Origin of the sequence: Meridianimaribacter sp. CL38 (assembly GCF_004328055.1) — a bacterium.
GTDB lineage: Bacteria > Bacteroidota > Bacteroidia > Flavobacteriales > Flavobacteriaceae > Gaetbulibacter_B > Gaetbulibacter_B jejuensis.
In genome coordinates this window covers 425,769-449,766 of record NZ_QKWS01000002.1, presented here as the reverse complement: position 1 = coordinate 449,766, position 23,998 = coordinate 425,769, and the positions used below count along the sequence as shown (strand labels likewise).

The following is a 23,998-nucleotide window of genomic DNA, read 5'->3' as shown; positions in this document are numbered from 1 at the left end:
TGAAAAAGCGCAATCAGTCATGGTTGCGTTTTTTTATTCGCCTAATGTCGTATAAAACCCATACTTTTGAAGCAGATAATTTTTCTATGCCATTTTCACCAAAAATTCAATCAGCATACCAACCTAAACGATTAGCTGTAAAACTCACAGCAAAAGGCGAGCAGTTTGTTTTAAACGCGCATCCTTGGGTGTTTTCTAACAGTATTGTTAAGATAAATGACGATGCAAAATCAGGTGATTTAGCAATTGTTTTTAATAAGAATAAAAATAAAGTTATAGGTTTAGGCTTATACGATGCGTCATCACCAATTCGTATTAAAATGCTGCATAGTGGCATGGAAAAAGCTGAAATTAATGCAGCGTTTTTTAAGCAAAAGATTGATACCGCTTTTGAAAAACGATTAGATTTATTACAAACCACAACCAATAGCTACCGTTTATTATTTGGAGAAAATGACGGTTTCCCAGGTTTGATTGCTGATGTGTATGCATCTGTTTTGGTCGTAAAACTATATTCTGAAATTTGGTTACCATATTTATCAACCATTTTACCAATGCTTCAAGAAACAGCACAAGCCAAAACGGTTGTCATTAGGTTAAGTCGTGGATTACAAAATTCAAAAGCACACCAACTAAAAGATGGCGATGTAGTTTTTGGAACGTTAGAAAATGAAGTTGTTCAGTTTGTAGAGCATGGCGTAAATTTTTCGGCAAACGTTATTAAAGGTCATAAAACTGGTTATTTTTTAGATCATCGCGAAAACCGAAAACGCGTAGGTGAGTTGAGTCAAGGTAAAACAGTGTTAGACGTATTTTCGTATGCTGGCGGATTTTCGGTGCATGCTTTGGCTAATGATGCTACAGAAGTAACAAGTTTAGATATTAGTGAGCAAGCCCTAGAAATTGCTATTGAAAACGGAAAGCTAAACACCTATTCAGGGATTCATAAAACCATTGCAGGCGATGCTTTTGACGAAATGCAAAAACTGATTAATGTAGGTAAAACCTTTGATGTAGTAGTGATAGATCCTCCAAGTTTTGCCAAACAAGCATCTGAAATAACATTAGCCAAGAAAAAGTATGCACAATTAGCTGTGTTGGGAGAACAGTTAACAGCTAAAAAAGGCATGTTAGTATTGGCTTCTTGTTCGTCAAGGGTGCAATATCAAGCCTTTTTTGATATTAATTCGCAAGCTTTAAAACAAACTGGCAGATCTTTTCAATTACAGTTAAAAACACAACACGATAGTGACCATCCAATAGGGTTTCCTGAAGGTGCTTACTTAAAATGTGGTTACTATAAGCTTGGGTAGTTCATTACAGACTAACTAATTATCTGCATGTTTAAAATGTCAAATTGACAATGTTTTTGTGTGTAAAGTTTTTTAAATCAGTTGGTTTAGCAAATGAAATGTTAAAATAAATGACAAAGATTCATTTTGGTATTTTTTTTGAAATATAGCATCATGAAATCAGATTAGATTTCAAATTTGAAATAATGTTTAACTTAAATTTTTTAATTATGAGCAATTTAGTAACTGTTCCAAAAAATGGAAGTTTAGCAACTACAAATTCAAATTTAAACTTCCCAACATGGTCTAATTGGTTAGATGATTTATTTAATAGAGAATTACCTTCGGTTTTCACTTCCAACTTTAATACTGGAATTACCTTACCAAAAGTAAATATTAAAGAAACAGCAGACGCTTATTATGTTGAAATGGCTGTTCCAGGACTTAAAAAATCAGATTTCCAAATAGATTTAGACAATCAAGTTTTATCAATATCTACTGAAGTAAAGCAAGAAAATGAACAAAAAGAAGCGAATTACACACGTAGAGAGTTTGGTTACTCATCATTTAAACGCACCTTCACATTACCTGAAACAGTAGATGAGGATAAAATCCAAGCAAGCTACACAGAAGGTATTTTAAATATTCATTTACCTAAAAAAGAAGAAGCCAAACAAAAACCGGCTAGGACTATTAAAATATCTTAAGTGTTTTTTCTAGAGTTTTAATACAATATTCAAGAAGAGGTTCATAGACAATCTCTTCTTGAATTTAATACAGTTTTGTTTAACTTTTTAAGGCTTTTAGTTATGAAGAAGTATATGTTTTTACTCGTGTTATTTTCATGGTGTGTAAGTTGTAATGGACAAAATTCAGAAGAGAAAAAAGAGTTAAGCAACTTAAAAGAGCATGTTAATAATGATAAACCAAAAGGCAGCTGGAAGGTAGATAAAGAGTTTGATGAACACGGAAACTTAATTAAGTATGATAGCATTTATTCATGGTCTTCTAGTAGCCATTTAAATAATTTGTCTTCTTTAGACAGAGATAGTATAATAGAATCTTTTAAATCAAAATTTCATTCTAGCTTTTCAAAATTTAATGATGATAATTTTGCCGGCATTTTTTCTCAAGATTCACTCTTTAACCAACGCTTTTTTAACGATACTTTTTTTGATAGTAACTTTGGAATGGATTTAATGGAGTTAGATAAGTTAAGGGAACAGATGATAGCTAGACAAAAAGAATTTCTTAAAAATTACTATCCACAGATTATCAGTGCAGAAAAATAAGAACTTAACCAATAGGGTGTTTTTTTTCTTTGGCTTGCTTTTAGAATTCACTTAAAATATTATGCATGCATAATAAAAATATAGTATATTTGTTTGACAAAATATACAACAATGAGCACAAAGTTAACCGAGTTATTAGATATAAAACACCCTATTATTATGGCGCCAATGTTTTTGGTGTCTAATGTAGCAATGGTTAAAGAAGCTATGAAATGTGGTATTGCAGGTTGCATTCCAGCATTAAACTACAGAACTTTAGAGGAGTTACGTGCAGCAATTAAAGAGTTAAAAGCAGCAAAAGTAGAAGGCGGTTCGTTTGGTTTTAATTTGATAGTGAATAAATCTAATCCGAAAGCTAAAGACCAACTGCGCGTATTGTGCGAAGAAGGTTGCGATTTTATTTTAACCTCATTAGGAAGTCCTGAAGAAACCATCAATCAAGCACATGCTGTAGGAATTAAAGTTTTTTGTGATATAACCGATTTAAAATTCGGTCAAAAAGTGGAAAGTTTAGGTGCTGATGCTGTTGTGGCTGTAAATAATCAAGCTGGTGGACATCGTGGTAATATAGACCCACAAGCACTTATAAAAACGCTAAACGATAATTTATCTATTCCTGTTATTTCAGCAGGTGGAGTAGGAACTAAAGCTGATGTTGATACTATGTTAGCTTATGGAGCTGCTGGTGTTTCAGTTGGTAGTCCGTTTATTGCTTCAGAAGAGGCAGGAGTTACTAATGAGTACAAACAAGCTTGTGTAGATTATGGTGCTGATGATATTGTTATGACCGAACGTATTTCAGGAACTCCATGTACAGTAATCAATACACCTTATGTAAAAAAAATTGGCACCAAATCACCTTGGTTAGAACGTATGCTTAACAAAAACCGAAAGCTTAAAAAATGGGTGAAAATGGTCCGTTTTTATATTGGCATGAAAGCCACAGAAAAAGCAGCACAACAAGCCACTTATAAAACGGTTTGGGTTGCAGGACCAAGTATAGAACATACCAACGCTATTTTACCTGTTAAAGACATTGTAAGTAAATTAATTTAGAAGTATTGAAACGGTTAAGCTTTCTAGTTCTCATTTTAAGTGTTGTTTTTGCGTGTAGTGATTCAAACAAAATACAATCAGGAGATATTGTTTTTAGAAGCGCAACAAGCAGTTCGCTCTCTGAAGCAATTAATAATGTAACACAAACTCAAAAAGCAACAAACTATAGCCACATTGGTGTTTGTGATGTGGTAGAGGGTACAGTTTACATCTATCATTCCGATTTAGGTAAAGGTGTCGTTCACGAGCCTCTTGAAGCCTTTATGAAAGCAACTGATAGTGTAAAATATGTTGCTGACTTTTACAGAATTAAAAACATAACTTCAAATCAGGTTGAAAATGCGCTCGATCGTGCCAAAACATTTTTGGGTCAACCTTATAACACCACATATATTTTAGAAGACGATGGACTCTATTGTTCAGAATATATCTACGAAGTGTTTAAAGAAGACACTATTTTTGAGCTAGAGCCTATGACTTTTAAAAACCCTGAAACCAAGGCATTTCACGAAGGTTGGATTAAGCATTATGAAGAATTAGGTATTGAAATTCCTGAAGGAAAACTAGGTTGTAATCCTAATGGAATGGCAAACAGCAAACATTTAGAGTTTGTAAAAAGTTTAACAACCAATTAATAACAAAAGTTTTGTAGCTTTAAAGTATGAAAATCACTCTAGAGCATACAGACGCTTCACATTCAGACTTTATAACATTAGTCAGTCATTTAGATGCCGATTTAAAAATTCGTGATGGCGACGACCACGAGTTTTACAATCAGTTTAATGGTATTGAAGCCTTAAAACATTGTATTGTAGCTTATCATGGCAAACATGCAGTAGGTTGTGGCGCCATAAAACCTTTAGATGATACCTCAATGGAAGTAAAACGAATGTTTGTATTTCCAGAACAACGCGGTAAAGGGATTGCTACTACAATTTTAAAAGCCCTAGAACAATGGACCAAAACATTGGGTTATACCTCTTGTAAACTAGAAACAGGAATTAAACAACCAGAGGCCATTGCACTCTACAAACGCAACGGTTATAACATCATTTCTAATTACGGTCAATACGCAGGAGTAGAAAATAGCGTGTGTTTTGAGAAGCAAGTATAGCGCATAATTGCTTTTTTGAATTGAGAACACTAAATTAGTTAACACGTAATTTAATCCTATTCTATGTATACTAAAAAAGTTTTCGGCATTAAAGACATGGCGATGTGGACGCGCTATGAAACCATTGTATTTTTAATAATAGCAATTGTTGAAGTAGCACTATTTGTATGGAGTGACCAAGTCATTCAATTTCCATTTACACCTGTTGCACTTATTGGTACAGCTGTAGCATTTATCATAGGTTTTCAGAGTAATTCGGCTTATGGTCGTATTTGGGAAGCTAGACAAATTTGGGGAGCAATTGTCAATTCGTCTAGAACATTCGGTATGATGGCTCAAGATTTTATCACTAATGAGCATACTAAAAACCCAATTTCAGAAGAAGAACTCCAAAACGAACGTAAAATAGTTATCCATAGGCATATTGCTTGGTTAACCGCTTTACGCTATTCTATGAGGCAATCAAAACCTTGGGAATATGTGATGCGAGAACACACCAACAAAGAATGGGCAAAAAAAATATATGTTCCAGAATTTAACGAAGACTTTGATGCTACGATAAAAAACTATCTTACAGAAGACGATTTTAAATACCTTTCCAATAAAGGTAACAAGCAAACCGCAGTACTATATTTACAATCTAACCATTTGCGTCAATTAAAAGAACGCGGACTCATTTGGGAATTCTCATTTTTAGAGTTAGAAAACGTAATAGAAGAATTATTTACACATCAAGGAAAATCTGAACGTATTAAAAACTTCCCATATCCAAGGCAGTTTGCTTCGTTAATGCATTATTTTACATGGATTTTCTTGTTGATTTTACCTTTAGCAATGGCATCACAGTTTGGTGAAATATCAGTAAAAATTTCAGATAAAATAGGGTCTTGTCCAGATTGGATTATCTGGTTGTCAGTTCCGTTTTCAATGGCAGTAATGTGGGTATTTCATACCATGAATAGAATAGGACGTGTTGGTGAAAATCCGTTTGAAGGTTCAGCAAACGATGTGCCTATTTCAACCATAGCAAGAGGCATTGAAATTGATATGCGCCAAAATTTAGGCGAACCAAAAGAGGACATTCCAGCACCTTTTGAAGTTAGAAACCACACGCAAATGTAAACCAAAAAGCAGCTTAAAAATGAGCTGCTTTTTTTATATCTTTAAGAAATGAGAGAAGACTTTAAAACTATTCCGTTAGTAAAAAATGAAACCCAAAAACGTTTCGAGTTAGAGGTAGATGGTCATTTTGCTTTTATCAATTATGGCGAATATGGTAATCAAATCGCATTAGTACATACCGAAGTTCCCGAAGCATTAAGAGGTAGAGGTGTAGCAGCAGTTTTGGTTGAGAAAACCTTGAACTACCTAGAAGGACAAGGCAATTCACTTTTACCATTTTGTCCGTATGTATTTGCCTATATCAAAAAGCATCCAGAATGGAAACGTATAGTAAACCCAAAATTTAAGGGTTATGATAAACTTTAAACACAACAAAAATTATGTCTAATACCAAATTAATAATTGAAGAACGCGCAGCTAACATAGGCAATTTTATTGTTGGTAGATTGTTACCCTTTCGTCAAAAACGAATGGTAGGACCATTCATTTTTATTGACCACATGGGTCCAGCTTGTATGAGCGACCAAGATAATATGGATATTGCTATGCATCCGCATATAGGTTTATCTACCTTAACCTTTTTGTTTGAAGGTGCTGTAATGCATCGCGATAGTTTAGGAACAGCTATGGAAATTACTCCTGGAGCTGTAAACTGGATGACCGCAGGAAAAGGCGTCGTACATACCGAGCGTACACCAGACCGTTTACGAGATTCTAAAAAAATGCTTCATGGGTTACAAATTTGGGTAGCTTTACCAAAAGCCGATGAGCAATGCGAACCATCGTTTACACACGTTTCTGCAAACGACATTCCTAGTTGGACAGACAACAACGTACAATTTAAACTCATAGCAGGTAAAGCCTTTGGTAAGCAGTCGCCTGTGCCAGTGTATAGTCCGTTGTATTTTATCGAAATTAAAACAACCGAAACCAAAACCGTTTCCATTGGCGAACATTTATTTGGCGAAAGCGCGCTTTATATTCTAGAAGGTAGCATTACTAGCGATGGTCATAACTATGGATCTAAACAACTTTTGGTAGCTAAAGACGCGACACTTTGTGCTTTTGAAATTGAAGCCAATTCAACTGTGTATATTTTTGGTGGTGACGCCTTTCCGGAAGAACGTTTTATTGAGTGGAATTTTGTAGCTTCAGAAAAAGCGCTTATTGAAAAAGCCAAACAAGATTGGAAAGACAACAAATTCCCTAGTGTACCAACCGAAACCGTTCGTATTCCTTTACCAGAACTAAAACGCTTTGGAGGATGATATTTTCATTGAAAATAAAGTCGAAATCGAAGATGAAATTTAAGTTGAATTACATTAATAATACCAATAAACAATAATGAAAACCGTATCAGCTGCCATTGGCACACAACTTTATAAAACCGAAATTCAAGCTAAAAATCATATTATAACTGCCGATGAGCCAGAATCGGTTGGCGGACAAAATTTAGGCTTAACACCAACCGAGTTGTTAGAGTCGTCATTAGCTGCATGTTCTGCTATGACTATCAGGATGTATGCCAATAGAAAGGAATGGGATTTACAACAAGTAATTGTTAATGTTGGTTTTAAACGCAATATAACCACACAAACGGTAACCTTTAAAAAGGAGATTGAGCTCATTGGTAACCTTGATGATGAACAACGCCAAAAACTCTTACAAATGGGTTCAAAATGTCCTATTGAAAAAATGATTACAGGTGAGATTGTTGTTGAGTCTGCGTTAAAATAACACAAGTTAAAACATAAAATTATGAGAGATTTTGAAACCTTAAGTCAAGCTATGAACGCACTACGCGAAGAAGGCTATGTTGAAGACTTTAACCTTAAGCAAAACTGTATTGAGTGTAGAAATGGTGAGTATACAGTATTTCATAATGAGTTTGAAATAGATGAGTACTTCCGTTTTGAAGGCATGAGCGATCCAGGAGATAATAGTATACTGTATGCCATTTCATCAGAAAAGTATGGTTTAAAAGGACAATTGGTAAACGGTTATGGTATTTATACCGAACCTATTACCAACGAAATGCTACAAAAGCTTAAGATGGATTAAAGCTATTTGTTAGCTGACCTTTTTGTTGATAACTGTTTATAAGTTAAAATCTTAAGACATTGGTTTTAAGACGATAAAAAATTAACTTCGCTTAACAAACGATATGATTTATATCTAAATATTAGTATTAATTAAAATGAATGAAGAGAAAAAATCAAATAATAAAGATTTAGTCAGCGCTGGGTTTTTGTTTTTATTAGTAATTAGTGTATGGTATTTTTCTTGGCAATATATTGATAAATCAATTTTATCAAAAGAGGATGGACTATCAGATATAGAAGCTAGAGGGCTTTTTGGAGATAAATTTGGAGCAATAAATGCACTTTTTTCAGCTCTTGCTTTCGCGGGAATTATATTTACAATTTTTCTTCAAAAACGAGAACTAAAGCTACAAAGAGAGGAAATGAAAGAAACAAGAGGTGAGTTTATAAAGCAAAATGAGACATTAATTCATCAAAAATTTGAAAATACGTTCTTTCAACTATTAAAATTACTAAATACGAATATTGATTCTATTGATTTAAGAGATAAGCGGTCAGGGATTGTAAAAAACACAGGAAGAGATTGTTTTAAGGAGATTTACAAATATTGGATAAATTCTATTAAAAGAGAAATAAACAAAGAAGACAATAATGACAAGAAAATAAATAATGTATCAATAGATAAGGCATTGATTGTTTTCAGTGAAATATATGATCAATTCAAATCAGATTTAAGCCACTACTTTAGAACATTGTATCATATTATCAAGTTTATTGACCAATCAGGCATTGACGATAAAAAGCAGTATATCTCAATCATGAGAGCTCAATTATCAAGTTATGAGCAAACTCTCTTATTTTATAATTGTCTTCATTCGAATGGTAGTGAAAAGTTTAAACCTTTAATTGAGAAATACTCACTTTTGAAAAATATTGATAAAGATTTAATCATAAATAAAAACCATTTGAATGAATATCATACAGATGCTTACGGGAGAAATACTAGTGTTAAAGCCATATATAGTTAATTGCTTAGTTCTAAATTTCTTACGAAAGCCCTAGCGCTGAATTACAACTCATTTTTGCTTATTATTTAAGCTCAAAAGAAGATTAACTATATGTGAATGACGATACAAAACGAAACAGGAACTCGAAAAATAGAACTAAACATATCTGATTCAGAGACTGCAAATTACCCAAGTTGTCGCTTGAAAATAAATTTAGTGACAGAGGAATTGAATGCTGAATTTGATCGACCAATTTGGATTGCGTTATCAGATTTAGAAGCTTTTATTCATAAGCTAACTGAAATGGAAAAAAACAGAATTGGAGACGAGAAACTGGAAAGTATGAGTCCAAACGAATTTTATTTGAGATTCAGGAATATTGACAACCTTGGACATTTGTCAGTCGAATTGAAAGTTGAAAAAAGAAGCCCTCATCAAAAAGACTATTCAGATTTTATTAAAGTGGAATTTGAATTTAACCCAACTAATTTTCCAAATATAATAAATGAACTAACTGAATTAAAAAACAGTTGCTAACAAGATTTATAGCTCATTTCGGCTAAACTTTTTTTAAATTAAAAGACTATTAACAACAAATAGCAACAATTTTAAATAGATATAGATATTGATTATTAAAGCAATCTATATTTTTATAAAGTTGATTTTAATATGAAAAAACTAATAATCATATTATTTCTGGGACTTCTTTCATGTAAAACAGAAAAAAATATTTCATCTAAAAAATGTTATGAAAGTGAACAACGGGATGTTTTGGAGAATTCAGTTCGATTGTTTGAACTTAAATTAAAAAAACAATATCCTGAGCTTTCCAATGAAGCAGCTTATTTTGAATTTATTTCTGATTGGAGTGACAAAAAACTGTCAGTAGATTTTTTTAAAGATTCACTGGAGTTAAAAATCCGTAATCTGAATTTGTGGACAGAGTCCAATCGTTCGGGAAAAGACATGGAGTTGGAAAAGAGGTTATTCAATGTTGATTCAATGAATCCAATTAGGATTAAATTGAACGAACAATTTTCTAAATGTATTGCATTTTCAACAAAAGCAGAAGGGATTAGAAATTTTTTAATAGTAAATACTAAGTATCGATACAGTTCAAAACTTGCCAAGAAAAGTTTATTACATACAAGTGAATATGATTTAAAAGAATTTGATAATAGATTAGCTATAGTTCTTGGTGTATATTATCAGACAATGTTTAACATAAAAGTACTTTAGACAGCAACTTTTATAGCTTATTGCAGCTAAACTTTTTTAAACTAAAAAGAACAACACTGAAAAAACATGAATAACGATAAACTTTTGAAAACGGTAAACGAGATTAAAAATTCAGACATTTATGAGAATTCTGAAAATTGGGAAGCTCGTGGACTTAACTCTTCAGACCAGCAAGTAATTACTATACTCAGAAAAGCAACTAATAACTTTCTCGATAGACTTGTCAAAATTGACAATTCAAATGAAACATCTGAAACAAAATTGAAACAGATTTCTAATCTCGTTGACGAATTGCCTTGGGACGAACTCGACACAGAAGAAAAAGAGTTTATGGCAGACACTCTAGCACCTGCAATTGAAGCGGCTGGATTCAACCCATGGAAGATATTTTAAAAAACCATTCCTTCCTATCAATTTGGCACACAGCTTGTTTGTAACAAAACACAATAGTTTACTACTTATAAGTAAACACGTTTAACCTTAAAAAATATAGTTATGATACATAAAGGTGCAATAGTACTAGGTGTACTAATAGGAGCAGGAGTAGGAGTGTTGCTAGCTCCAGAAAAAGGCAAAGTAACCAGAGATAAGCTTAAAAAAGAAGGTAAGGACATAAAAGACCAAATAGTAAGTGACTTTACCGAAGTAAAAGACGATGTGTCTAAAGCTGCACAATCTGGCAAAGAAAAGTTTAAGGCAGAGGCAAAGGATTTTGCATCAAAAGCCAGTTACAAAACCGAAAAAGCCATTACTTTTTTAGAAAAACAATTGGCTGTGCTTAAAGAAAAAAATAAAACCTTACAGCAAACCAGTTAATCGTTTTTTAATGTTTTGGTGACTACTGTTTACCAAAAAAAGTGTAACTTCAAGATTAATAAAAACACATCTAAGACATGAAAAAACTATCTTTTGTACTACTGCTGTTAGTATTAGTGACAGCTTGTAATTCTTCAAAATCTTCAAGCGAAGATGCGTTGTATAACACACAATGGGAACTGGAGCATTTATCTGGTCCACGAATCGCTTTTGAGGGTCTTTTTCCTGATAAGAAACCGCAAATAACATTTAATAAAGAAGACCAAAAAGTCACTGGTAATAGTGGTTGTAATGGGTATTCGGCTAGTGTTACTATTGATGGTAATAGCATTTCTTTTGGCGAACCAGGACCTGCAACTATGATGTATTGTGGTGAAGGTGAAAACCATTTTAAAAATATTATTAAAAAAGTAAATGCCTATACAATTGATGAGGAAGGTAAACTACATTTATTGATAGACGATGTCACAATGATGCGATTTAAAAGCGTAACACCTTAACCTATTAAGCAATGAAACAAATCGTTTTAATAGTATGTGCTATACTAAGCTTAAGTAGCTGTAAAGACAATAAAGACACTACAAAAGAGGTAATACACGATGTTAAAGAGGTTATTGCAAACGAAGAAACACTAACCGCTTTGGTGGAATTGAGTTGCTTTGAGTATAGTAAAGACAATAACAAGGTCAGGTTTAAAATCACCAATATTCTAGAAGATAGTATTACAGGAACTTTAAGTTATGCCTATGCTGAAAAAGATGCAAACCAAGGTGTATTTAAAGGAACTTTAAACGATGATAAACTTATAGGAACTTATACATTTACTTCAGAAGGTGTTGAAAGTAAGCGTGAAGTTGCATTTAAGGTTAATGATTCTGTTTTAATTGAAGGCTATGGAGAATTAAACGACTCTGGAACAGCGTTTAAAGACAGAGCAACTATTAAGTACACGTCTACAATGCCATTGGTAAGAACTGCTTGTGAATAATACAACTTTAATTAAACTCTTTAAAAATGGTCAACTTTATAGTTGGCCATTCGTCTTTTAAAATACCATAGCAGCAGGTATTACGTCGGAAGCCATCTTTTAAAACCACATCGCGTCTAAGAATGCCTTCAAGTGTAGCACCAAGTTTTTCTACAGCTTTCCTAGAACGTATGTTGCGCTCATCTATTCTGAATTCTACTTTTTCAAACGCTAAAGTTTCAAACGCATATTGCAGCATTAAAAACTTCATGTTGGTATTGAGTCCGCTACCTTGAAACTCGCGTCCTATCCAAGTCCAACCAATATGCAGTGTTTTATTGTCCCAGTTGATGTGACCAAAGCGTGTGCTACCAGCAAATTTCTGTTTCTGTTTATCGTAGATAATAAACGGAATAATGGTTTTATGGTAAAATCCATCAACAGCAGTTTGCACGTAGTTTTTTAGCTTTTCAGGAGAAGAAATATCGCTAGGCGAATAGGCAATTAAGTCTTTTTCGTTAGCGACCTCTTGTAACTTTTTATAATTGCTTAAACCCAGTAAGGTTAAGCTAACACGATCGTTTTCTATTGGAGGAATATTCATGCTCTTAGTGTCTTGTGGTAACAGGTAAATGTTTCACTATAAAGATACTAGTTTTATCAATTGAATGTTACAATACACGCATAAGTATTAAATAAAGGTTAATGTGCTTTTTAAATTCTAACCGATTGTTTAGTTTTGTATGGTAATTTAGATGTTTATTTAGTTACATGGCAAGAAAAAAAGAATATAACGAAGATGTTGTAGTTGAAAAAGCTATGAATGTGTTTTGGCGCAATGGCTATGAAGCTACATCTATGCAAATGCTAGAAAAAGAAATGGGAATTAACAAATTTTCTATTTACTCTAGCTTTGGCAATAAACACGGTCTTTTCTTAAAAAGTTTGCAATGCTATAAAAACAAGGTAAGTATCATTTTTGAGAAGTTTAAAAACGCTAGCAATGGCGTAGATGATATTAAACAGTTTTTTTATGATTCAGTTGATTTGGAGATTAAGAATACGACTCAAAAAGGCTGTTTAGTAACGAATACCTATAATGAGTTTTGTAATAGTGAAGATGCATTGATAAAATCACAGATGGATGATTTTATGTCTAACCTCAAAGCTATTATCATTGAAAAGTTACAAACAGACACTAGCAAGTCCCAAGACACGATTTTAAAACAAGCTAATTACTTGTTATTAGCAAAACATGGACTTGCAGCAGCAGCAAGAGTAAACACAGATCAAGAGATTAAAGATTATATAGAAATGACCTTTAGCAATCTATAATCCTTTTTTTTGCACTAAAACTAAACGAACGTTTAGAAATAATTAACATAAAAATTAAAATCTATTATTATGACAACATTAAAAATTCATAACATTGAAACTGCTCCAGAAGCGAGTAAAGCATTATTAGAAAACTCACAAAAAGCTTACGGAATGATTCCTGGTTTACATGGTGTATTGGCAGCAGCTCCTCAAGCTTTAGAGGCGTATCAAAAAATACACGAATTGTTTACACAAACGTCGTTTAATGAAGAAGAGTTAACTGTGGTATGGCAAACTATAAATGTAGAGCACGAATGTCATTACTGTGTGCCAGCACATACAGGAATTGCAAAAATGATGAAAGTAGACGATGCTATTACTGAAGCTTTACGTAACGAAACACCTTTGGCTGATTCAAAACTAGAAGCCTTACGTACTATGACACTAACCATTGTTAGAAATAGAGGTAATGTTACTCAAGCAGATTTAGATGCGTTTTATGCAGCAGGTTATGGTGAAACACAAGTACTAGAAATTATTTTAGGACTGTCGCAAAAAACCATAAGTAACTATGTAAACCATATTGCAAATACACCAGTTGATGCAGGTTTTAAAAAGTATGAATGGACTAAAGAGACTGTAAATTCATAATCAGAAAAACCAATAGCAACTGTATGAAAAAGAATAGGAGAGACTTTATTAAAAATATGGGTTTAATGGGAACAACAGGTCTTTTAATGCCCAATATAGTATTAGCAAACACAAAAGAGAACACACAAAGTATGATACAAAAAGAGCGACCAAAAGTTTTGTTTTTTGATGTAAATGAAACGCTTTTAGATTTAACCGATATGAAAAAGCAAGTAGGAGAAGCTTTAAACGGTCGCGAAGACTTACTATCGCTTTGGTTTACAACAATGCTTCAATATTCATTAGTAACAACAGCATCCAATCAATATGAGCATTTTGGATATATTGGAGCAGCAGCATTACAAATGGTTGCTGCAAATAATAATATTAGTATGTCGCAAGATGAAGCCAGAAACATTATTGTAAAGTCTTTACGTGGTTTGCCTGCGCATCCTGAAGTAAAAGAGAGTTTAGCGCAACTAAAAGAAGCAGGTTATAAATTGGTGTCGTTTACAAATTCTTCAAACGAAGGTGTTAAAAAGCAATTTGAAAGTGCAGGATTAACTCATTTTTTTGATGAACGATTGAGTGTGGAAGACATCGGGAAGTTTAAACCGTTTACTGATACCTATACTTGGGGAGCACGTAAAATGGGCATTAAACCAGAAGAATGTATGCTAGTAGCAGCTCATGGTTGGGATGTTGCTGGAGCACTTTGGGCAGGTTGGAGAGCAGCTTTTATTAGCAGACCAGGACAACAACTGTTTCCGTTGGCACCTAAAACAGAAATCTCTGAACCTGATTTAAAAAAGATTGCTGATATTTTAGTAACTTATAAGTAATTCTTAATTCTTTACATACAAAAAAGGCCATCATTACTGATGGTCTTTTTTTATGCTAAGCGTTTAATTAAATCAGCATTTACAACATGTTTGCCTTCAAAAGGATGAATGCTTACAGTATCACCAAAAAGGGACTTTGCACGTTCTATTTCATAAGCAATGCGTTCTTCGTTTAGATATTCGTCTTCAGTACCATAAATTAGAGAGACTTTGGTGCTTAAATAACTAAAATCTTCAGGAGTTAGCTCTTTAGGAATTCCACCAGAATGAATAAATAAATGAGAACATTGTAGTTTGCGTTTTGCTAGATAACGCATTGCTACACTAACACCTTGCGAGTAACCAAGCACAATAAAATTGAGGTTGTTAGGTATATTTTCAGCTTCAAAAACAGCATCAAAATAACACATGACATTTTCGGTTTCTTTCACAGTGTTTTCTTTGGTAAGCCAACTTGCACCAACATATTTAAATTTTGGAGGAATATAATATTTACTTTGTGCTTGTGGTGCAATAAAATAGTTTTCGCTAGCATCAAATTGTTTGAAATATTTTAAAAAATACCGACTTAAATAACCCATGCCATGACACACAAACCATACAGTTTTAGTGCTTTTGGTTAACGTGTTTAAAGTGGAGTATGAGTTTGTAGTTGTATAGCTTATTTCCTTTTCAACTTGAGTCATATTTTGCTCTTTGTTTTTGTATTTTTGTTAGCGACATTAAAAATACAGTATTTATGCCATTAACTAAAGAAGAGATATTAAAACAAGCAAACGCAATTAGTAAAAACACTTTAATGGAAACCTTGCAAATTGAAATGATTGATTATGGTGATGATTTTCTAGTTGCAAAAATGCCTGTAAACTCTAGAGTGTATCAGCCAGATGGAGTATTGCATGGTGGAGCAACAGCTGCTTTGGCTGAAAGTGTTGGTAGTTTTGCGTCAAATATATTCTCAAACTTAGAAGAGGTTTTTGTGCGTGGTATTGAAATTACTGCTAACCATGTAAAAAGTGTAACCGAAGGTCACGTTTACGCTAAAGCTACTTTTTTACATAAAGGAAGAACAACACAGTTGTTAGACATTCGTGTTACTGATGATAACGATAACTTAGTCTCTATTTGTAGATTGTCTACTATTAGTTTGCCTAAAAAGAAATAATGGAGTTTCAGTCTTTAATAGCGCGATTATCTCAGCAATATAATAATCAATTGCCTTTTGTGGTTTACCGATCACCAAACCAGTCAAGGCTAAACGCTTATTTGCAGTTAAATGATATCTTGTTTTCGGTTGAAAATTTCTCAGAAAGAGGTTTTGTTTTTGCACCTTTTAATTCTGAAGCTAAAACAGTTTTAATTCCGCAAGCAGCTTCAAAACATATTGTTAGTGATTATAAATCTACTAATACCAAAGTTGAGGTTGAGGTTTATACTGAAGAGGATGAAGATGAAAAGCAACAACATATTCAACTTATAAAACAAGGTGTTGAGGCCATTGTTTCTGGAGAATTTGAAAAGGTAGTATTGTCTAGAAAAGAGACTGTAAACATAAAGACCAAAACCATATTTCAATTGTTTGAAGATGTCTTGAAAAATTATCCTACTGCGTTTGTGTACCTATGGTACCACCCAAAAGTTGGGTTGTGGATAGGTGCGACACCTGAAACATTGTTATCGGTAGAGAATAATAGATTTTCAACAATGGCATTGGCTGGAACCCAAGAATATAAAGGGAATATGGATGTGGTTTGGGGACAAAAGGAACAACAAGAGCAGCAAATAGTAACTGATTTTATTGTTGACGGACTGTCTAAAACTGTAAAAAGTATAAGCATTGGTGAGGTCAATACAGTAAAAGCTGGAAATTTATTGCACCTTAAAACTAAAATAACAGGTTTACTTAAGGACGATTTACAGCATGTGATAGAAATTTTGCATCCAACACCAGCTGTATGTGGTTTGCCTAAAGAGGCAGCTAAGACCTTTATTTTAAAACACGAAAACTATCAAAGATCCTTTTACTCAGGGTTTTTGGGAACTCTTAATTTACAAGACAGTAAAACTAGAAATCGCAATCGACGAAATGTTGAAAACAATGCGTATGCAACAGTAAAAACAACCACAAATTTGTATGTGAATTTACGTTGTATGGAAATTGTAGATGATACTGCTACTGTTTTTGTAGGAGGAGGGATTACAAAAGACTCCAATCCTGAAGCTGAATGGTTAGAAACGGTTGCTAAAGCCAAAGTGATGAAACGAGCAATATTGTTATGACAGCATCTCATTTACACGAATGGCAAAGTAAGTTACCTTACAAAGACACAGTACAGCCTGTGTTATTTGTAGGACATGGTTCGCCTATGAATGCTATTCAAAACAATGCATTTACACAAGAGTGGAATGCACTAGGCGAAACTTTGGAAACACCTATTGCTATTTTATGTATTTCCGCACATTGGTTAACTAACGGTACGTTTGTTACTAATATGGAAGCACCAAAAACCATTCATGATTTTGGCGGTTTTCCTCAAGAGCTTTTTGATGTTCAATATCCTGCAAAGGGATTACCTACGTTAGCTGAAGAAATTACGCATCATATCACATCAACTCATGTAGGATTAGATGATGAATGGGGACTCGATCATGGTGCTTGGAGTGTTATCAGTCATATGTATCCAAAAGCTAACATTCCTGTTGTGCAAATGAGTATAGACTATTTTAAACCACCTGAATATCATTATAAATTAGCGCAACAGTTGTTAGAATTAAGAAAAAAAGGAGTGCTTATTGTTGGTAGTGGTAATATGGTACACAACTTAAAAATGATTGCTTGGGATAAGGTTGAGCAGACTTATGGTTTTGATTGGGCTTTAGAGATTAATGAGCTTTTCAAAACCAAAATAACAGATGGTAATCATAAGGATTTAATCAATTATAAATCATTGCATAACGACATTGTTAAAGCCATACCAACTCCAGATCATTACTATCCTTTGTTGTATACTTTAGGACTTCAAACATCTAAAGATGATATACAATTTTTTAATGATACACCTGTTGCAGGTTCACTAACGATGACTTCGGTAAAAATAGGGTAGTATTAAAATTCGTTAAGTCGTGCATATTAAGTAATTTTGTAAGACTATTTTATAGAATTGTATGTCATACCCAAAAATTCCGCTAGCACAAACAGTTATTCAGCTTTGTAAAGCTAAAAATATTAAGCATATAGTATTGTCTCCAGGTAGCAGAAATGCACCTTTAACTATAGGTTTTACTCACGATCCATTTTTTATTTGCTATAGCATAGTAGATGAACGTAGTGCTGCTTTTTTTGCTTTAGGAATCGCACAAAATATTCAGCATCCTACTGCGTTAGTGTGTACTTCAGGAAGTGCATTATTAAACTATTATCCAGCTGTTGCTGAAGCATTTTATAGCGATGTTCCCTTAGTGGTGATTTCCGCAGATAGACCTAAACACCTAGTTGGTATTGGAGATGGACAAACCATCAATCAAAAAGACGTTTATAAAAATCATATTTTATATTCAGCAAATTTAAAGCTCGACATTAAAAACTTGCCAAAAACAAGTGGAGACGATGATGAGCCTGCTATAATAAAGAGTATTGAAAATAAATTAGAACGCTTTTTAGGAATTAAACAAGCTCTACAGGAAGAAAACGAAGAAGAAATAAATCTTGCTCTAAATACTGCAATTCACAAATTAGGACCTGTGCATATCAATGTTCCGTTTGATGAACCTTTGTATGAAACGGTTAAGGAATTGTCAGTTAACCCAAAAGTAATTACAGTTGATGCTTCACCGAAAAAAGTTGATAGTGTCGATTTAAAGCTGTGTTTAGAAGATTGGAGTGATGCTTCCAAAAAAATGATTTTGGTAGGTGTTAATCCTCCAAACGAGATTGAGCAAAAATGGTTAGATGAATTGGCGAACGACAATAGTGTTATTGTGTTTACAGAGACCACATCTAATTTGCATCATAAAGAGTTTTTTCCAAGTATCGATAAAATAATTGCACCACTTACTGATGCTGAGTTTACTGAGTTGCAACCTGATATTTTGTTAACTTTTGGTGGTATGGTAGTGTCTAAAAAAGTGAAAGCTTTTTTAAGAAACTACAAACCTAAACAGCATTGGCATATTGACAGTAAAAAAGCAAATGATACCTTTTTTTGTTTAGAAAAGCATATTGAAACTACTCCTAATGAGTTTTTCTCTGAGTTTCTTCCAAAAATAACACACTTTAAAAAGAGTAACTATAAGTCAGTTTGGAAAGCAGTAAAACAAAAACGAAACGATTTACATAAAGCGTATTTAGCAGAAATTCCTTTTAGTGATTTTAAAGTTTTTGATACTGTTTTTAAAGCATTACCAAAACAAACAGCATTACAAATAGGTAATAGTTCAGCCATTAGATATTCGCAATTGTTTAATATTAGCAAAACTTTGCAGGTATTTTGCAACAGAGGAACAAGTGGTATTGATGGAAGTACAAGTACAGCCATAGGTTTTGCAGTTGCAAATAAAAACCAAACAACCTTTGTTACTGGTGATTTGAGTTTTTTATATGATAACAATGCCTTGTGGAATAACTATATTCCTAAAGATTTCAGGATTATTGTTATTAACAATGGAGGAGGAGGTATTTTCCGTATTCTTCCAGGACATAAAAACACCGAAAACTTTGATCAGTATTTTGAAACCAAACACAACCTTACAGCAAAGCAGTTGTGCGAAATGCACGGTTTAGATTATAAAACAGCTCATGATCAAACGCAGTTGAACGAGCAGTTATCGACGTTCTTTAATGCATCAAAACAACCAATGTTGCTTGAGGTGTTTACACCTTCAACAGTAAATGACGAAATATTGCTTAACTACTTCAGTTACATTAAGTAATCGTTAAAAAGTGACTTTTAGGCTTTTTAGGTGTCTAAAAAATAGCTATATTTAATAACGATTAATTTTTTAAAAACTAAAATTTTACAAAATGAGCAAAAGAGACGAACTAATTGCAAAATATGCAGCTGATTTAAAAGACAAAGTTGGTGTAACACCAGATATGGACTTATTAACAAAAGTAACTATTGGTTGTGGACCATCAATATATAATGCTGATGCATCTACTGTATCAGGTTCTGATGAGTCAGAGTTGACTACTGTAAAAAACAACTTCTTAATCAAGAAATTAGGATTAAAAGACAGTCCAGATTTAGATAAAGGTATTGCTAAAGTAATGGAGCAATATGGTCAGTCTAACAGAAATAAATACAGAGCAGTTGTATATTATTTATTGACTAAGCATTTTAAGAAAGAATCGGCTTACTAAAAGTCTGTTTTAAAACAATATATAAGCGTTACAAACTTGTAGCGCTTTTTTTATATCCATAAACTAATATCATTACCTTTGCAACATGATAAATATAGGAGAATACAATACATTAGAAATCCTTAGAGAAACCGATCCAGGATTGTTCTTAGGAGATGATGAAGGGAATGAAGTTTTATTGCCTAATCGTTACGTACCTGAGTCTTTTGAAATTGAAGACAAACTAGAAGTATTTGTTTATCTTGATAACGAAGAACGTCTTGTTGCGGTTACTGACAAACCCTACATTAAAAAAGGCGATTTCGCAGTATTAAGATGTAATCAGGTTACTAAGTTTGGTGCTTTTTTAGATTGGGGAATGGTAAAAGAACTGTTTTGTCCATTTAAAGAACAAGCATTTAAAATGAGAACAGGTGGTTGGTATTTGGTGTATTGCTATTTAGATGAAGAAACTGAACGTCTTGTAGCTTCAAGTAAAACCAACAGGTTTTTAGATAATAAAGAATTGACTGTATCACAGTTTGAAGAAGTTGATATCATTGTATCCCATCCTTCTGAAATAGGAATGAATGTAATTGTCAATAAAAAGCATTCAGGACTTATTTTTAACGAAGACATTTTTAAAGATATTAGCATAGGAGACCAACTTAAAGGTTATGTGAAAAAAATACGTCATAACAACAAGTTAGATATTGTTTTAGAACAAATAGGTTACAGAAGTATCGAACCAAATGCTGAACTCATTTTAAAAGAACTTGAAGATAACTCAGGTTATTTAAATCTTAATGACAAGTCTGATCCAGACACCATTAAAGACCAGCTTCAAATGAGTAAAAAGAGCTTTAAAAAAGCAATTGGTACATTATACAAGCAAAAACGTATTGAAATTAAGGAAGACGGAATTTACCTTAAATAGTCACATTAGAGTTATTTAACTCTTTTCTCATCCATTTTTCACTTTCTAGTAGGCAAGTAAAGTCTTTTCTTTTTATATGACAAAAGTAGCTTTCTAGTTTAGAAATATCTGTAGTACGATTAGAATAAGCGACAACAGCTTTGGCTTTAGCGTTTGGAAATCTCTGTTTAAATTTTTCAGAATCTAAAATATTTATGGAGTAAGAATTTACTCGGTTTGAGATAATGCCAAAAGGCTTTTGAGTACCAAAATGTAAATCGATAAGCGAAATTAAGTCTTTAGAATTTTCAAAATCACTAAAAACACCTTCACTTGTTTCAATAACAACAAAGTTTTCAAAAAAATGAGCGATACCATTTTTTAAGTTGTAGGTTTTTAGGATTTTAGATTTTAATTGGGACTCTGTTAATCGCATTAAATAGGTTGTTTTTAAAAAATCAGCGGCAAAGATACTGTGTAACAAGAGGTCTTAAATGTAATCCATTGCACTTTAACGTTTTTAGTGTTAATTTTATAACAGTTAATGTGTTTTAGTGAGAAGTTTTTAAAGTTTTGCTTTTGAGCTTAATTGGTTTGCAAACAGTTGATTAATAATTGTTTGTGTGTTGTTTGTAGCGAAAACGATTGCGTTTGTTTACAAGTGATACAAAACGTCAAATAAAGCTTGTTTTAATGATTTTCTTTAACGCTTTGAGTAGCTAAAACTACTTTTTTGTTCACCCAATTAAAAGCATCAATGAACGCGTTAAACCTTTTTCTTTTTAAATTGAAATAGTGGTCTTCCACTATAAGCATTCGTTTTGAATTATGGCTATAAGTAACTATAGCATAAGCGTGCAACAGTTTAAGTTTTTTTCGATGCTCTTGTGCATCAACTAGGTTTATAGAATAAGAATTAACTCTGTTAGAAATAAAGCCAAAAGGCGTATTATTAAAAATATCAAGACATAGCTCATAAGCTTCTTTATAATCTTCAAAAGAAACATAAGCACCTTGTTTAAATTCTGCAACTACAAGATTTTTGAAAAAATGAAAATCGCCAACCTCAAGGCAATACGTAGCCTCGACCTGATTTGCTATAGGAGAATCTAAAACCTTCATTTATCAATCGTCTTTTGTGCAAAATTAGTTACGCGTCAAAGTCCGACCAAAAAAATGAATTTAAATTAGATGTAAATATGTATTTTTACGCTGAAAACAATTCTTATGAGTAAAATTGATTGGCAAACAGCCCAAGAGTATACAGATATTACCTACAAAAAGTGTAATGGAGTTGCTAGGATAGCCTTTAACAGACCTGATATTAGAAACGCTTTTAGACCAAAAACAACAAGCGAACTTTACGATGCATTTTACGATGCTAATGAAGATACAAGTATTGGTGTAGTGTTACTTTCTGCCGAAGGACCTTCAAGCAAAGATGGAATTTGGAGTTTTTGTAGTGGAGGAGACCAAAAAGCTAGAGGACATCAAGGGTATGTTGGTGAAGATGGTTACCACAGACTTAATATTCTTGAAGTACAACGTTTAATTCGTTTTATGCCAAAAGCGGTTATAGCTGTTGTTCCTGGTTGGGCAGTTGGTGGAGGACATAGTTTACACGTAGTTTGCGATTTAACGCTTGCTAGTAAAGAGCACGCTATTTTTAAACAAACTGATGCTGATGTTACCAGTTTTGATGGTGGTTATGGATCGGCTTATTTAGCTAAAATGGTAGGTCAAAAGAAAGCACGTGAAATCTTTTTCTTAGGAAGAAACTACTCTGCACAGGAAGCCTTTGAAATGGGAATGGTAAACGCTGTAATTCCTCACGACGAGCTTGAAGATACAGCCTATGAGTGGGCTCAAGAGATATTGGCAAAATCACCAACCTCTATAAAAATGCTTAAATTTGCTATGAACCTAACCGATGATGGTATGGTAGGGCAGCAAGTATTTGCTGGTGAAGCAACACGTTTGGCTTATATGACTGATGAAGCTAAAGAAGGTAGAGATGCCTTTTTAGAAAAAAGAAAGCCAAATTTTGATAAAAAGTGGATTCCTTGATTTAGCCATAAAAATTATTTGAATGAGTAAACTTAAACCTTGGTTGTCTGCTTTTCGACTAAGAACACTTCCTTTATCTGTTTCTGGAATTATTATTGGAACCTGTTTCGCGTTTTATAGCGGAAACTATAATACAGCCATTTTTGTACTTGCTATTTTAACTACTGTAGCGTTACAAATTTTATCAAATCTTGCTAACGATTATGGCGATGGTATTAAAGGTACCGACAATAATGAACGACAAGGACCAGAACGTGCTATACAAAGCGGAAGTATTACTCCAGCTCAAATGTTGGAAGCCATTAAGGTAAATATACTTATAGTTATTGTATTGTCTCTTTTACTTATTTACATGTCTTTTGGGCAAGGTAATCTATTGTATTCTCTATTGTTTATCGTGTTGGCAGGACTTAGTATTTATGCAGCAATCAACTACACTATGGGTTCAAAAGCCTATGGTTATAGAGGATTAGGAGATGTTTTTGTGTTTATCTTTTTTGGACTTGTAAGTGTAATGGGTAGCTACTTTTTATATGCTAATAAGATAGACCACAATGTGGTTTTACCTTCAATTTCATTAGGGTTATTAAGTGTTGGTGTACTCAATTTAAACAATATGCGAGATATCGATTCTGATATATTGTCAAACAAAATTACTCTTGCCGTAAAACTAGGTAAGCAACGTTCTAAAACGTATCATTTAGCATTAATTTTTGGAGCTATATTGGTTTCGCTGGTGTTTACTATTTTGTATTACACCTCACCATTAAACTTTTTGTTTTTCGTGGCTTACATTCCGTTGATAATTCATGCCAAAAAAATAAGTAAAGCTAAAACTGCTTCAGACTTCGATTCGCAGTTAAAAATATTAGCACTTACTACATTTTTATTTTCTGTACTTTTAGGTGTAGGGTATATCTTATAAAAAAATATTTTCATAA

33 protein-coding genes are annotated in these 23,998 nt (G+C 33.1%); 29 read left to right on the top strand and 4 right to left on the bottom strand.

The genetic code is table 11. The annotated features are described in order from the left end of the window. The first annotated feature begins 86 nt into the window (after positions 1–86). The 18 genes from DMZ43_RS07210 (at position 87) to DMZ43_RS07125 (ending at position 11,968) form a co-directional block, all read left to right on the top strand. Entirely contained in the window at positions 87–1,313 is a 1,227-nt protein-coding gene (locus tag DMZ43_RS07210; protein ID WP_131507227.1) for a class I SAM-dependent rRNA methyltransferase, read from the top strand. A 209-nt stretch (positions 1,314–1,522) separates the two neighbouring features. Continuing rightward, positions 1,523–1,999, top strand: coding sequence for an Hsp20/alpha crystallin family protein (locus DMZ43_RS07205; RefSeq protein ID WP_129760257.1), 477 nt, complete (start codon positions 1,523–1,525; stop codon positions 1,997–1,999). A 102-nt stretch (positions 2,000–2,101) separates the two neighbouring features. Further along, positions 2,102–2,584, top strand: a complete 483-nt coding sequence (locus DMZ43_RS07200; RefSeq protein WP_131506985.1) for a hypothetical protein — start codon at positions 2,102–2,104, stop codon at positions 2,582–2,584. Between the two features lie 111 nt (positions 2,585–2,695). Continuing rightward, the gene (locus tag DMZ43_RS07195; protein WP_131506983.1) at positions 2,696–3,640 is read left to right on the top strand and encodes a nitronate monooxygenase family protein; all 945 of its coding nucleotides are present in this window, start codon (positions 2,696–2,698) and stop codon (positions 3,638–3,640) included. A 5-nt stretch (positions 3,641–3,645) separates the two neighbouring features. Continuing rightward, positions 3,646–4,275 carry a YiiX/YebB-like N1pC/P60 family cysteine hydrolase gene (locus DMZ43_RS07190; RefSeq protein ID WP_161566740.1) on the top strand — a complete coding sequence of 210 codons (630 nt, stop codon included), beginning with the start codon at positions 3,646–3,648 and terminating at the stop codon, positions 4,273–4,275. Positions 4,276–4,301: 26 nt separating this feature from the next. Continuing rightward, positions 4,302–4,754: a GNAT family N-acetyltransferase gene (locus DMZ43_RS07185; RefSeq protein ID WP_187347848.1), complete on the top strand. Its 453-nt coding sequence runs from the start codon at positions 4,302–4,304 to the stop codon at positions 4,752–4,754. A 63-nt stretch (positions 4,755–4,817) separates the two neighbouring features. Beyond that, entirely contained in the window at positions 4,818–5,876 is a 1,059-nt protein-coding gene (locus DMZ43_RS07180; protein WP_131506979.1) for a bestrophin family protein, read from the top strand. A gap of 48 nt (positions 5,877–5,924) precedes the next feature. Continuing rightward, a complete protein-coding gene (locus DMZ43_RS07175) occupies positions 5,925–6,242 on the top strand; it encodes a GNAT family N-acetyltransferase (protein ID WP_131506978.1) in 318 nt (105 codons plus the stop codon). Between the two features lie 14 nt (positions 6,243–6,256). Beyond that, the gene (locus DMZ43_RS07170) at positions 6,257–7,144 is read left to right on the top strand and encodes a pirin family protein (RefSeq protein ID WP_131506976.1); all 888 of its coding nucleotides are present in this window, start codon (positions 6,257–6,259) and stop codon (positions 7,142–7,144) included. 76 nt (positions 7,145–7,220) lie between these two features. Next, positions 7,221–7,613 carry an OsmC family protein gene (locus tag DMZ43_RS07165; RefSeq protein WP_131506974.1) on the top strand — a complete coding sequence of 131 codons (393 nt, stop codon included), beginning with the start codon at positions 7,221–7,223 and terminating at the stop codon, positions 7,611–7,613. A gap of 21 nt (positions 7,614–7,634) precedes the next feature. Continuing rightward, on the top strand, positions 7,635–7,937 hold the full coding sequence (locus tag DMZ43_RS07160) for a phosphoribosylpyrophosphate synthetase (RefSeq protein WP_131506972.1): 303 nt from the start codon (positions 7,635–7,637) through the stop codon (positions 7,935–7,937). A 136-nt stretch (positions 7,938–8,073) separates the two neighbouring features. After that, a complete protein-coding gene (locus DMZ43_RS07155; protein ID WP_131506970.1) occupies positions 8,074–8,946 on the top strand; it encodes a putative phage abortive infection protein in 873 nt (290 codons plus the stop codon). Positions 8,947–9,042: 96 nt separating this feature from the next. After that, positions 9,043–9,462: a hypothetical protein gene (locus DMZ43_RS07150; RefSeq protein WP_131506968.1), complete on the top strand. Its 420-nt coding sequence runs from the start codon at positions 9,043–9,045 to the stop codon at positions 9,460–9,462. Positions 9,463–9,594: 132 nt separating this feature from the next. Continuing rightward, positions 9,595–10,164: a hypothetical protein gene (locus DMZ43_RS07145; protein WP_131506966.1), complete on the top strand. Its 570-nt coding sequence runs from the start codon at positions 9,595–9,597 to the stop codon at positions 10,162–10,164. 66 nt (positions 10,165–10,230) lie between these two features. Next, on the top strand, positions 10,231–10,557 hold the full coding sequence (locus tag DMZ43_RS07140) for a hypothetical protein (protein ID WP_131506964.1): 327 nt from the start codon (positions 10,231–10,233) through the stop codon (positions 10,555–10,557). Between the two features lie 102 nt (positions 10,558–10,659). Next, complete coding sequence (locus tag DMZ43_RS07135; protein WP_131506962.1) at positions 10,660–10,980, top strand: YtxH domain-containing protein; 321 nt, start codon at positions 10,660–10,662, stop codon at positions 10,978–10,980. Between the two features lie 77 nt (positions 10,981–11,057). After that, positions 11,058–11,480: an META domain-containing protein gene (locus tag DMZ43_RS07130; RefSeq protein WP_131506960.1), complete on the top strand. Its 423-nt coding sequence runs from the start codon at positions 11,058–11,060 to the stop codon at positions 11,478–11,480. An 11-nt stretch (positions 11,481–11,491) separates the two neighbouring features. Beyond that, complete coding sequence (locus DMZ43_RS07125) at positions 11,492–11,968, top strand: hypothetical protein (protein WP_131506958.1); 477 nt, start codon at positions 11,492–11,494, stop codon at positions 11,966–11,968. A gap of 7 nt (positions 11,969–11,975) precedes the next feature. Here the strand turns inward: DMZ43_RS07125 and DMZ43_RS07120 are convergent, their stop codons facing one another. Continuing rightward, complete coding sequence (locus tag DMZ43_RS07120) at positions 11,976–12,551, bottom strand: GNAT family N-acetyltransferase (RefSeq protein ID WP_131506956.1); 576 nt, start codon at positions 12,549–12,551, stop codon at positions 11,976–11,978. A gap of 167 nt (positions 12,552–12,718) precedes the next feature. Here DMZ43_RS07120 and DMZ43_RS07115 point away from each other — a divergent pair, with 167 nt between their 5' ends. The 3 genes from DMZ43_RS07115 to DMZ43_RS07105 all read left to right on the top strand — a co-directional run bounded on the left by DMZ43_RS07115 (position 12,719) and on the right by DMZ43_RS07105 (position 14,736). After that, a complete protein-coding gene (locus DMZ43_RS07115; protein WP_131506954.1) occupies positions 12,719–13,282 on the top strand; it encodes a TetR/AcrR family transcriptional regulator in 564 nt (187 codons plus the stop codon). A 69-nt stretch (positions 13,283–13,351) separates the two neighbouring features. Further along, a complete protein-coding gene (locus DMZ43_RS07110; RefSeq protein WP_131506952.1) occupies positions 13,352–13,915 on the top strand; it encodes a carboxymuconolactone decarboxylase family protein in 564 nt (187 codons plus the stop codon). Between the two features lie 23 nt (positions 13,916–13,938). Continuing rightward, entirely contained in the window at positions 13,939–14,736 is a 798-nt protein-coding gene (locus DMZ43_RS07105) for a haloacid dehalogenase type II (RefSeq protein ID WP_187347847.1), read from the top strand. A gap of 50 nt (positions 14,737–14,786) precedes the next feature. Here the strand turns inward: DMZ43_RS07105 and DMZ43_RS07100 are convergent, their stop codons facing one another. Then, positions 14,787–15,422 (bottom strand): alpha/beta hydrolase, encoded by a 636-nt coding sequence (locus tag DMZ43_RS07100; protein WP_131506950.1) that lies wholly within the window; start codon positions 15,420–15,422, stop codon positions 14,787–14,789. Between the two features lie 53 nt (positions 15,423–15,475). Between DMZ43_RS07100 and DMZ43_RS07095 the strand changes: the two genes are divergently transcribed. From DMZ43_RS07095 to DMZ43_RS07070, 6 genes are all read left to right on the top strand, one after another. Beyond that, on the top strand, positions 15,476–15,901 hold the full coding sequence (locus tag DMZ43_RS07095; protein ID WP_129760246.1) for a PaaI family thioesterase: 426 nt from the start codon (positions 15,476–15,478) through the stop codon (positions 15,899–15,901). Next, positions 15,901–17,016: a chorismate-binding protein gene (locus tag DMZ43_RS07090; protein WP_131506948.1), complete on the top strand. Its 1,116-nt coding sequence runs from the start codon at positions 15,901–15,903 to the stop codon at positions 17,014–17,016. Before DMZ43_RS07095 ends, DMZ43_RS07090 begins: the two co-directional genes overlap by 1 nt. Next, positions 17,013–17,840, top strand: coding sequence for a 4,5-DOPA dioxygenase extradiol (gene ygiD, locus DMZ43_RS07085; RefSeq protein WP_131506946.1), 828 nt, complete (start codon positions 17,013–17,015; stop codon positions 17,838–17,840). The genes DMZ43_RS07090 and ygiD overlap by 4 nt, the downstream gene beginning before the upstream one ends. 61 nt (positions 17,841–17,901) lie before the next feature. Then, positions 17,902–19,665, top strand: a complete 1,764-nt coding sequence (menD, locus tag DMZ43_RS07080) for a 2-succinyl-5-enolpyruvyl-6-hydroxy-3-cyclohexene-1-carboxylate synthase (RefSeq protein ID WP_131506944.1) — start codon at positions 17,902–17,904, stop codon at positions 19,663–19,665. A 91-nt stretch (positions 19,666–19,756) separates the two neighbouring features. Next, positions 19,757–20,095, top strand: coding sequence for a DUF2853 family protein (locus DMZ43_RS07075; RefSeq protein ID WP_131506942.1), 339 nt, complete (start codon positions 19,757–19,759; stop codon positions 20,093–20,095). Positions 20,096–20,180: 85 nt separating this feature from the next. Beyond that, complete coding sequence (locus tag DMZ43_RS07070; protein ID WP_129760241.1) at positions 20,181–21,011, top strand: S1 RNA-binding domain-containing protein; 831 nt, start codon at positions 20,181–20,183, stop codon at positions 21,009–21,011. Here DMZ43_RS07070 and DMZ43_RS07065 read toward each other — a convergent pair. Both DMZ43_RS07065 and DMZ43_RS07060 read right to left on the bottom strand, forming a co-directional pair. Continuing rightward, the gene (locus DMZ43_RS07065) at positions 21,004–21,426 is read right to left on the bottom strand and encodes a hypothetical protein (RefSeq protein ID WP_131506940.1); all 423 of its coding nucleotides are present in this window, start codon (positions 21,424–21,426) and stop codon (positions 21,004–21,006) included. The genes DMZ43_RS07070 and DMZ43_RS07065 overlap by 8 nt on opposite strands. Positions 21,427–21,680: 254 nt before the next feature. Then, on the bottom strand, positions 21,681–22,112 hold the full coding sequence (locus tag DMZ43_RS07060) for a hypothetical protein (RefSeq protein WP_129760239.1): 432 nt from the start codon (positions 22,110–22,112) through the stop codon (positions 21,681–21,683). Positions 22,113–22,217: 105 nt separating this feature from the next. Here DMZ43_RS07060 and DMZ43_RS07055 point away from each other — a divergent pair, with 105 nt between their 5' ends. Both DMZ43_RS07055 and menA read left to right on the top strand, forming a co-directional pair. After that, a complete protein-coding gene (locus DMZ43_RS07055) occupies positions 22,218–23,057 on the top strand; it encodes a 1,4-dihydroxy-2-naphthoyl-CoA synthase (protein WP_131506938.1) in 840 nt (279 codons plus the stop codon). A 22-nt stretch (positions 23,058–23,079) separates the two neighbouring features. Then, positions 23,080–23,982, top strand: coding sequence for a 1,4-dihydroxy-2-naphthoate octaprenyltransferase (gene menA, locus DMZ43_RS07050; RefSeq protein ID WP_131506936.1), 903 nt, complete (start codon positions 23,080–23,082; stop codon positions 23,980–23,982). Positions 23,983–23,998 lie beyond the last annotated feature (16 nt).

What these genes read in the sequence shown, in the direction of transcription:
- DMZ43_RS07210 (WP_131507227.1), top strand. Translation starts at nt 87, where the DNA reads ATGCCATTTTCACCAAAAATTCAATCAGCATACCAACCTAAACGATTA.
- DMZ43_RS07205 (WP_129760257.1), top strand. Translation starts at nt 1,523, where the DNA reads ATGAGCAATTTAGTAACTGTTCCAAAAAATGGAAGTTTAGCAACTACA.
- DMZ43_RS07200 (WP_131506985.1), top strand. Translation starts at nt 2,102, where the DNA reads ATGAAGAAGTATATGTTTTTACTCGTGTTATTTTCATGGTGTGTAAGT.
- DMZ43_RS07195 (WP_131506983.1), top strand. Translation starts at nt 2,696, where the DNA reads ATGAGCACAAAGTTAACCGAGTTATTAGATATAAAACACCCTATTATT.
- DMZ43_RS07185 (WP_187347848.1), top strand. Translation starts at nt 4,302, where the DNA reads ATGAAAATCACTCTAGAGCATACAGACGCTTCACATTCAGACTTTATA.
- DMZ43_RS07180 (WP_131506979.1), top strand. Translation starts at nt 4,818, where the DNA reads ATGTATACTAAAAAAGTTTTCGGCATTAAAGACATGGCGATGTGGACG.
- DMZ43_RS07175 (WP_131506978.1), top strand. Translation starts at nt 5,925, where the DNA reads ATGAGAGAAGACTTTAAAACTATTCCGTTAGTAAAAAATGAAACCCAA.
- DMZ43_RS07170 (WP_131506976.1), top strand. Translation starts at nt 6,257, where the DNA reads ATGTCTAATACCAAATTAATAATTGAAGAACGCGCAGCTAACATAGGC.
- DMZ43_RS07165 (WP_131506974.1), top strand. Translation starts at nt 7,221, where the DNA reads ATGAAAACCGTATCAGCTGCCATTGGCACACAACTTTATAAAACCGAA.
- DMZ43_RS07160 (WP_131506972.1), top strand. Translation starts at nt 7,635, where the DNA reads ATGAGAGATTTTGAAACCTTAAGTCAAGCTATGAACGCACTACGCGAA.
- DMZ43_RS07155 (WP_131506970.1), top strand. Translation starts at nt 8,074, where the DNA reads ATGAATGAAGAGAAAAAATCAAATAATAAAGATTTAGTCAGCGCTGGG.
- DMZ43_RS07150 (WP_131506968.1), top strand. Translation starts at nt 9,043, where the DNA reads ATGACGATACAAAACGAAACAGGAACTCGAAAAATAGAACTAAACATA.
- DMZ43_RS07145 (WP_131506966.1), top strand. Translation starts at nt 9,595, where the DNA reads ATGAAAAAACTAATAATCATATTATTTCTGGGACTTCTTTCATGTAAA.
- DMZ43_RS07140 (WP_131506964.1), top strand. Translation starts at nt 10,231, where the DNA reads ATGAATAACGATAAACTTTTGAAAACGGTAAACGAGATTAAAAATTCA.
- DMZ43_RS07135 (WP_131506962.1), top strand. Translation starts at nt 10,660, where the DNA reads ATGATACATAAAGGTGCAATAGTACTAGGTGTACTAATAGGAGCAGGA.
- DMZ43_RS07130 (WP_131506960.1), top strand. Translation starts at nt 11,058, where the DNA reads ATGAAAAAACTATCTTTTGTACTACTGCTGTTAGTATTAGTGACAGCT.
- DMZ43_RS07125 (WP_131506958.1), top strand. Translation starts at nt 11,492, where the DNA reads ATGAAACAAATCGTTTTAATAGTATGTGCTATACTAAGCTTAAGTAGC.
- DMZ43_RS07120 (WP_131506956.1), bottom strand. Translation starts at nt 12,551, where the DNA reads ATGAATATTCCTCCAATAGAAAACGATCGTGTTAGCTTAACCTTACTG.
- DMZ43_RS07115 (WP_131506954.1), top strand. Translation starts at nt 12,719, where the DNA reads ATGGCAAGAAAAAAAGAATATAACGAAGATGTTGTAGTTGAAAAAGCT.
- DMZ43_RS07110 (WP_131506952.1), top strand. Translation starts at nt 13,352, where the DNA reads ATGACAACATTAAAAATTCATAACATTGAAACTGCTCCAGAAGCGAGT.
- DMZ43_RS07105 (WP_187347847.1), top strand. Translation starts at nt 13,939, where the DNA reads ATGAAAAAGAATAGGAGAGACTTTATTAAAAATATGGGTTTAATGGGA.
- DMZ43_RS07100 (WP_131506950.1), bottom strand. Translation starts at nt 15,422, where the DNA reads ATGACTCAAGTTGAAAAGGAAATAAGCTATACAACTACAAACTCATAC.
- DMZ43_RS07095 (WP_129760246.1), top strand. Translation starts at nt 15,476, where the DNA reads ATGCCATTAACTAAAGAAGAGATATTAAAACAAGCAAACGCAATTAGT.
- DMZ43_RS07090 (WP_131506948.1), top strand. Translation starts at nt 15,901, where the DNA reads ATGGAGTTTCAGTCTTTAATAGCGCGATTATCTCAGCAATATAATAAT.
- ygiD (WP_131506946.1), top strand. Translation starts at nt 17,013, where the DNA reads ATGACAGCATCTCATTTACACGAATGGCAAAGTAAGTTACCTTACAAA.
- menD (WP_131506944.1), top strand. Translation starts at nt 17,902, where the DNA reads ATGTCATACCCAAAAATTCCGCTAGCACAAACAGTTATTCAGCTTTGT.
- DMZ43_RS07075 (WP_131506942.1), top strand. Translation starts at nt 19,757, where the DNA reads ATGAGCAAAAGAGACGAACTAATTGCAAAATATGCAGCTGATTTAAAA.
- DMZ43_RS07070 (WP_129760241.1), top strand. Translation starts at nt 20,181, where the DNA reads ATGATAAATATAGGAGAATACAATACATTAGAAATCCTTAGAGAAACC.
- DMZ43_RS07065 (WP_131506940.1), bottom strand. Translation starts at nt 21,426, where the DNA reads ATGCGATTAACAGAGTCCCAATTAAAATCTAAAATCCTAAAAACCTAC.
- DMZ43_RS07060 (WP_129760239.1), bottom strand. Translation starts at nt 22,112, where the DNA reads ATGAAGGTTTTAGATTCTCCTATAGCAAATCAGGTCGAGGCTACGTAT.
- DMZ43_RS07055 (WP_131506938.1), top strand. Translation starts at nt 22,218, where the DNA reads ATGAGTAAAATTGATTGGCAAACAGCCCAAGAGTATACAGATATTACC.
- menA (WP_131506936.1), top strand. Translation starts at nt 23,080, where the DNA reads ATGAGTAAACTTAAACCTTGGTTGTCTGCTTTTCGACTAAGAACACTT.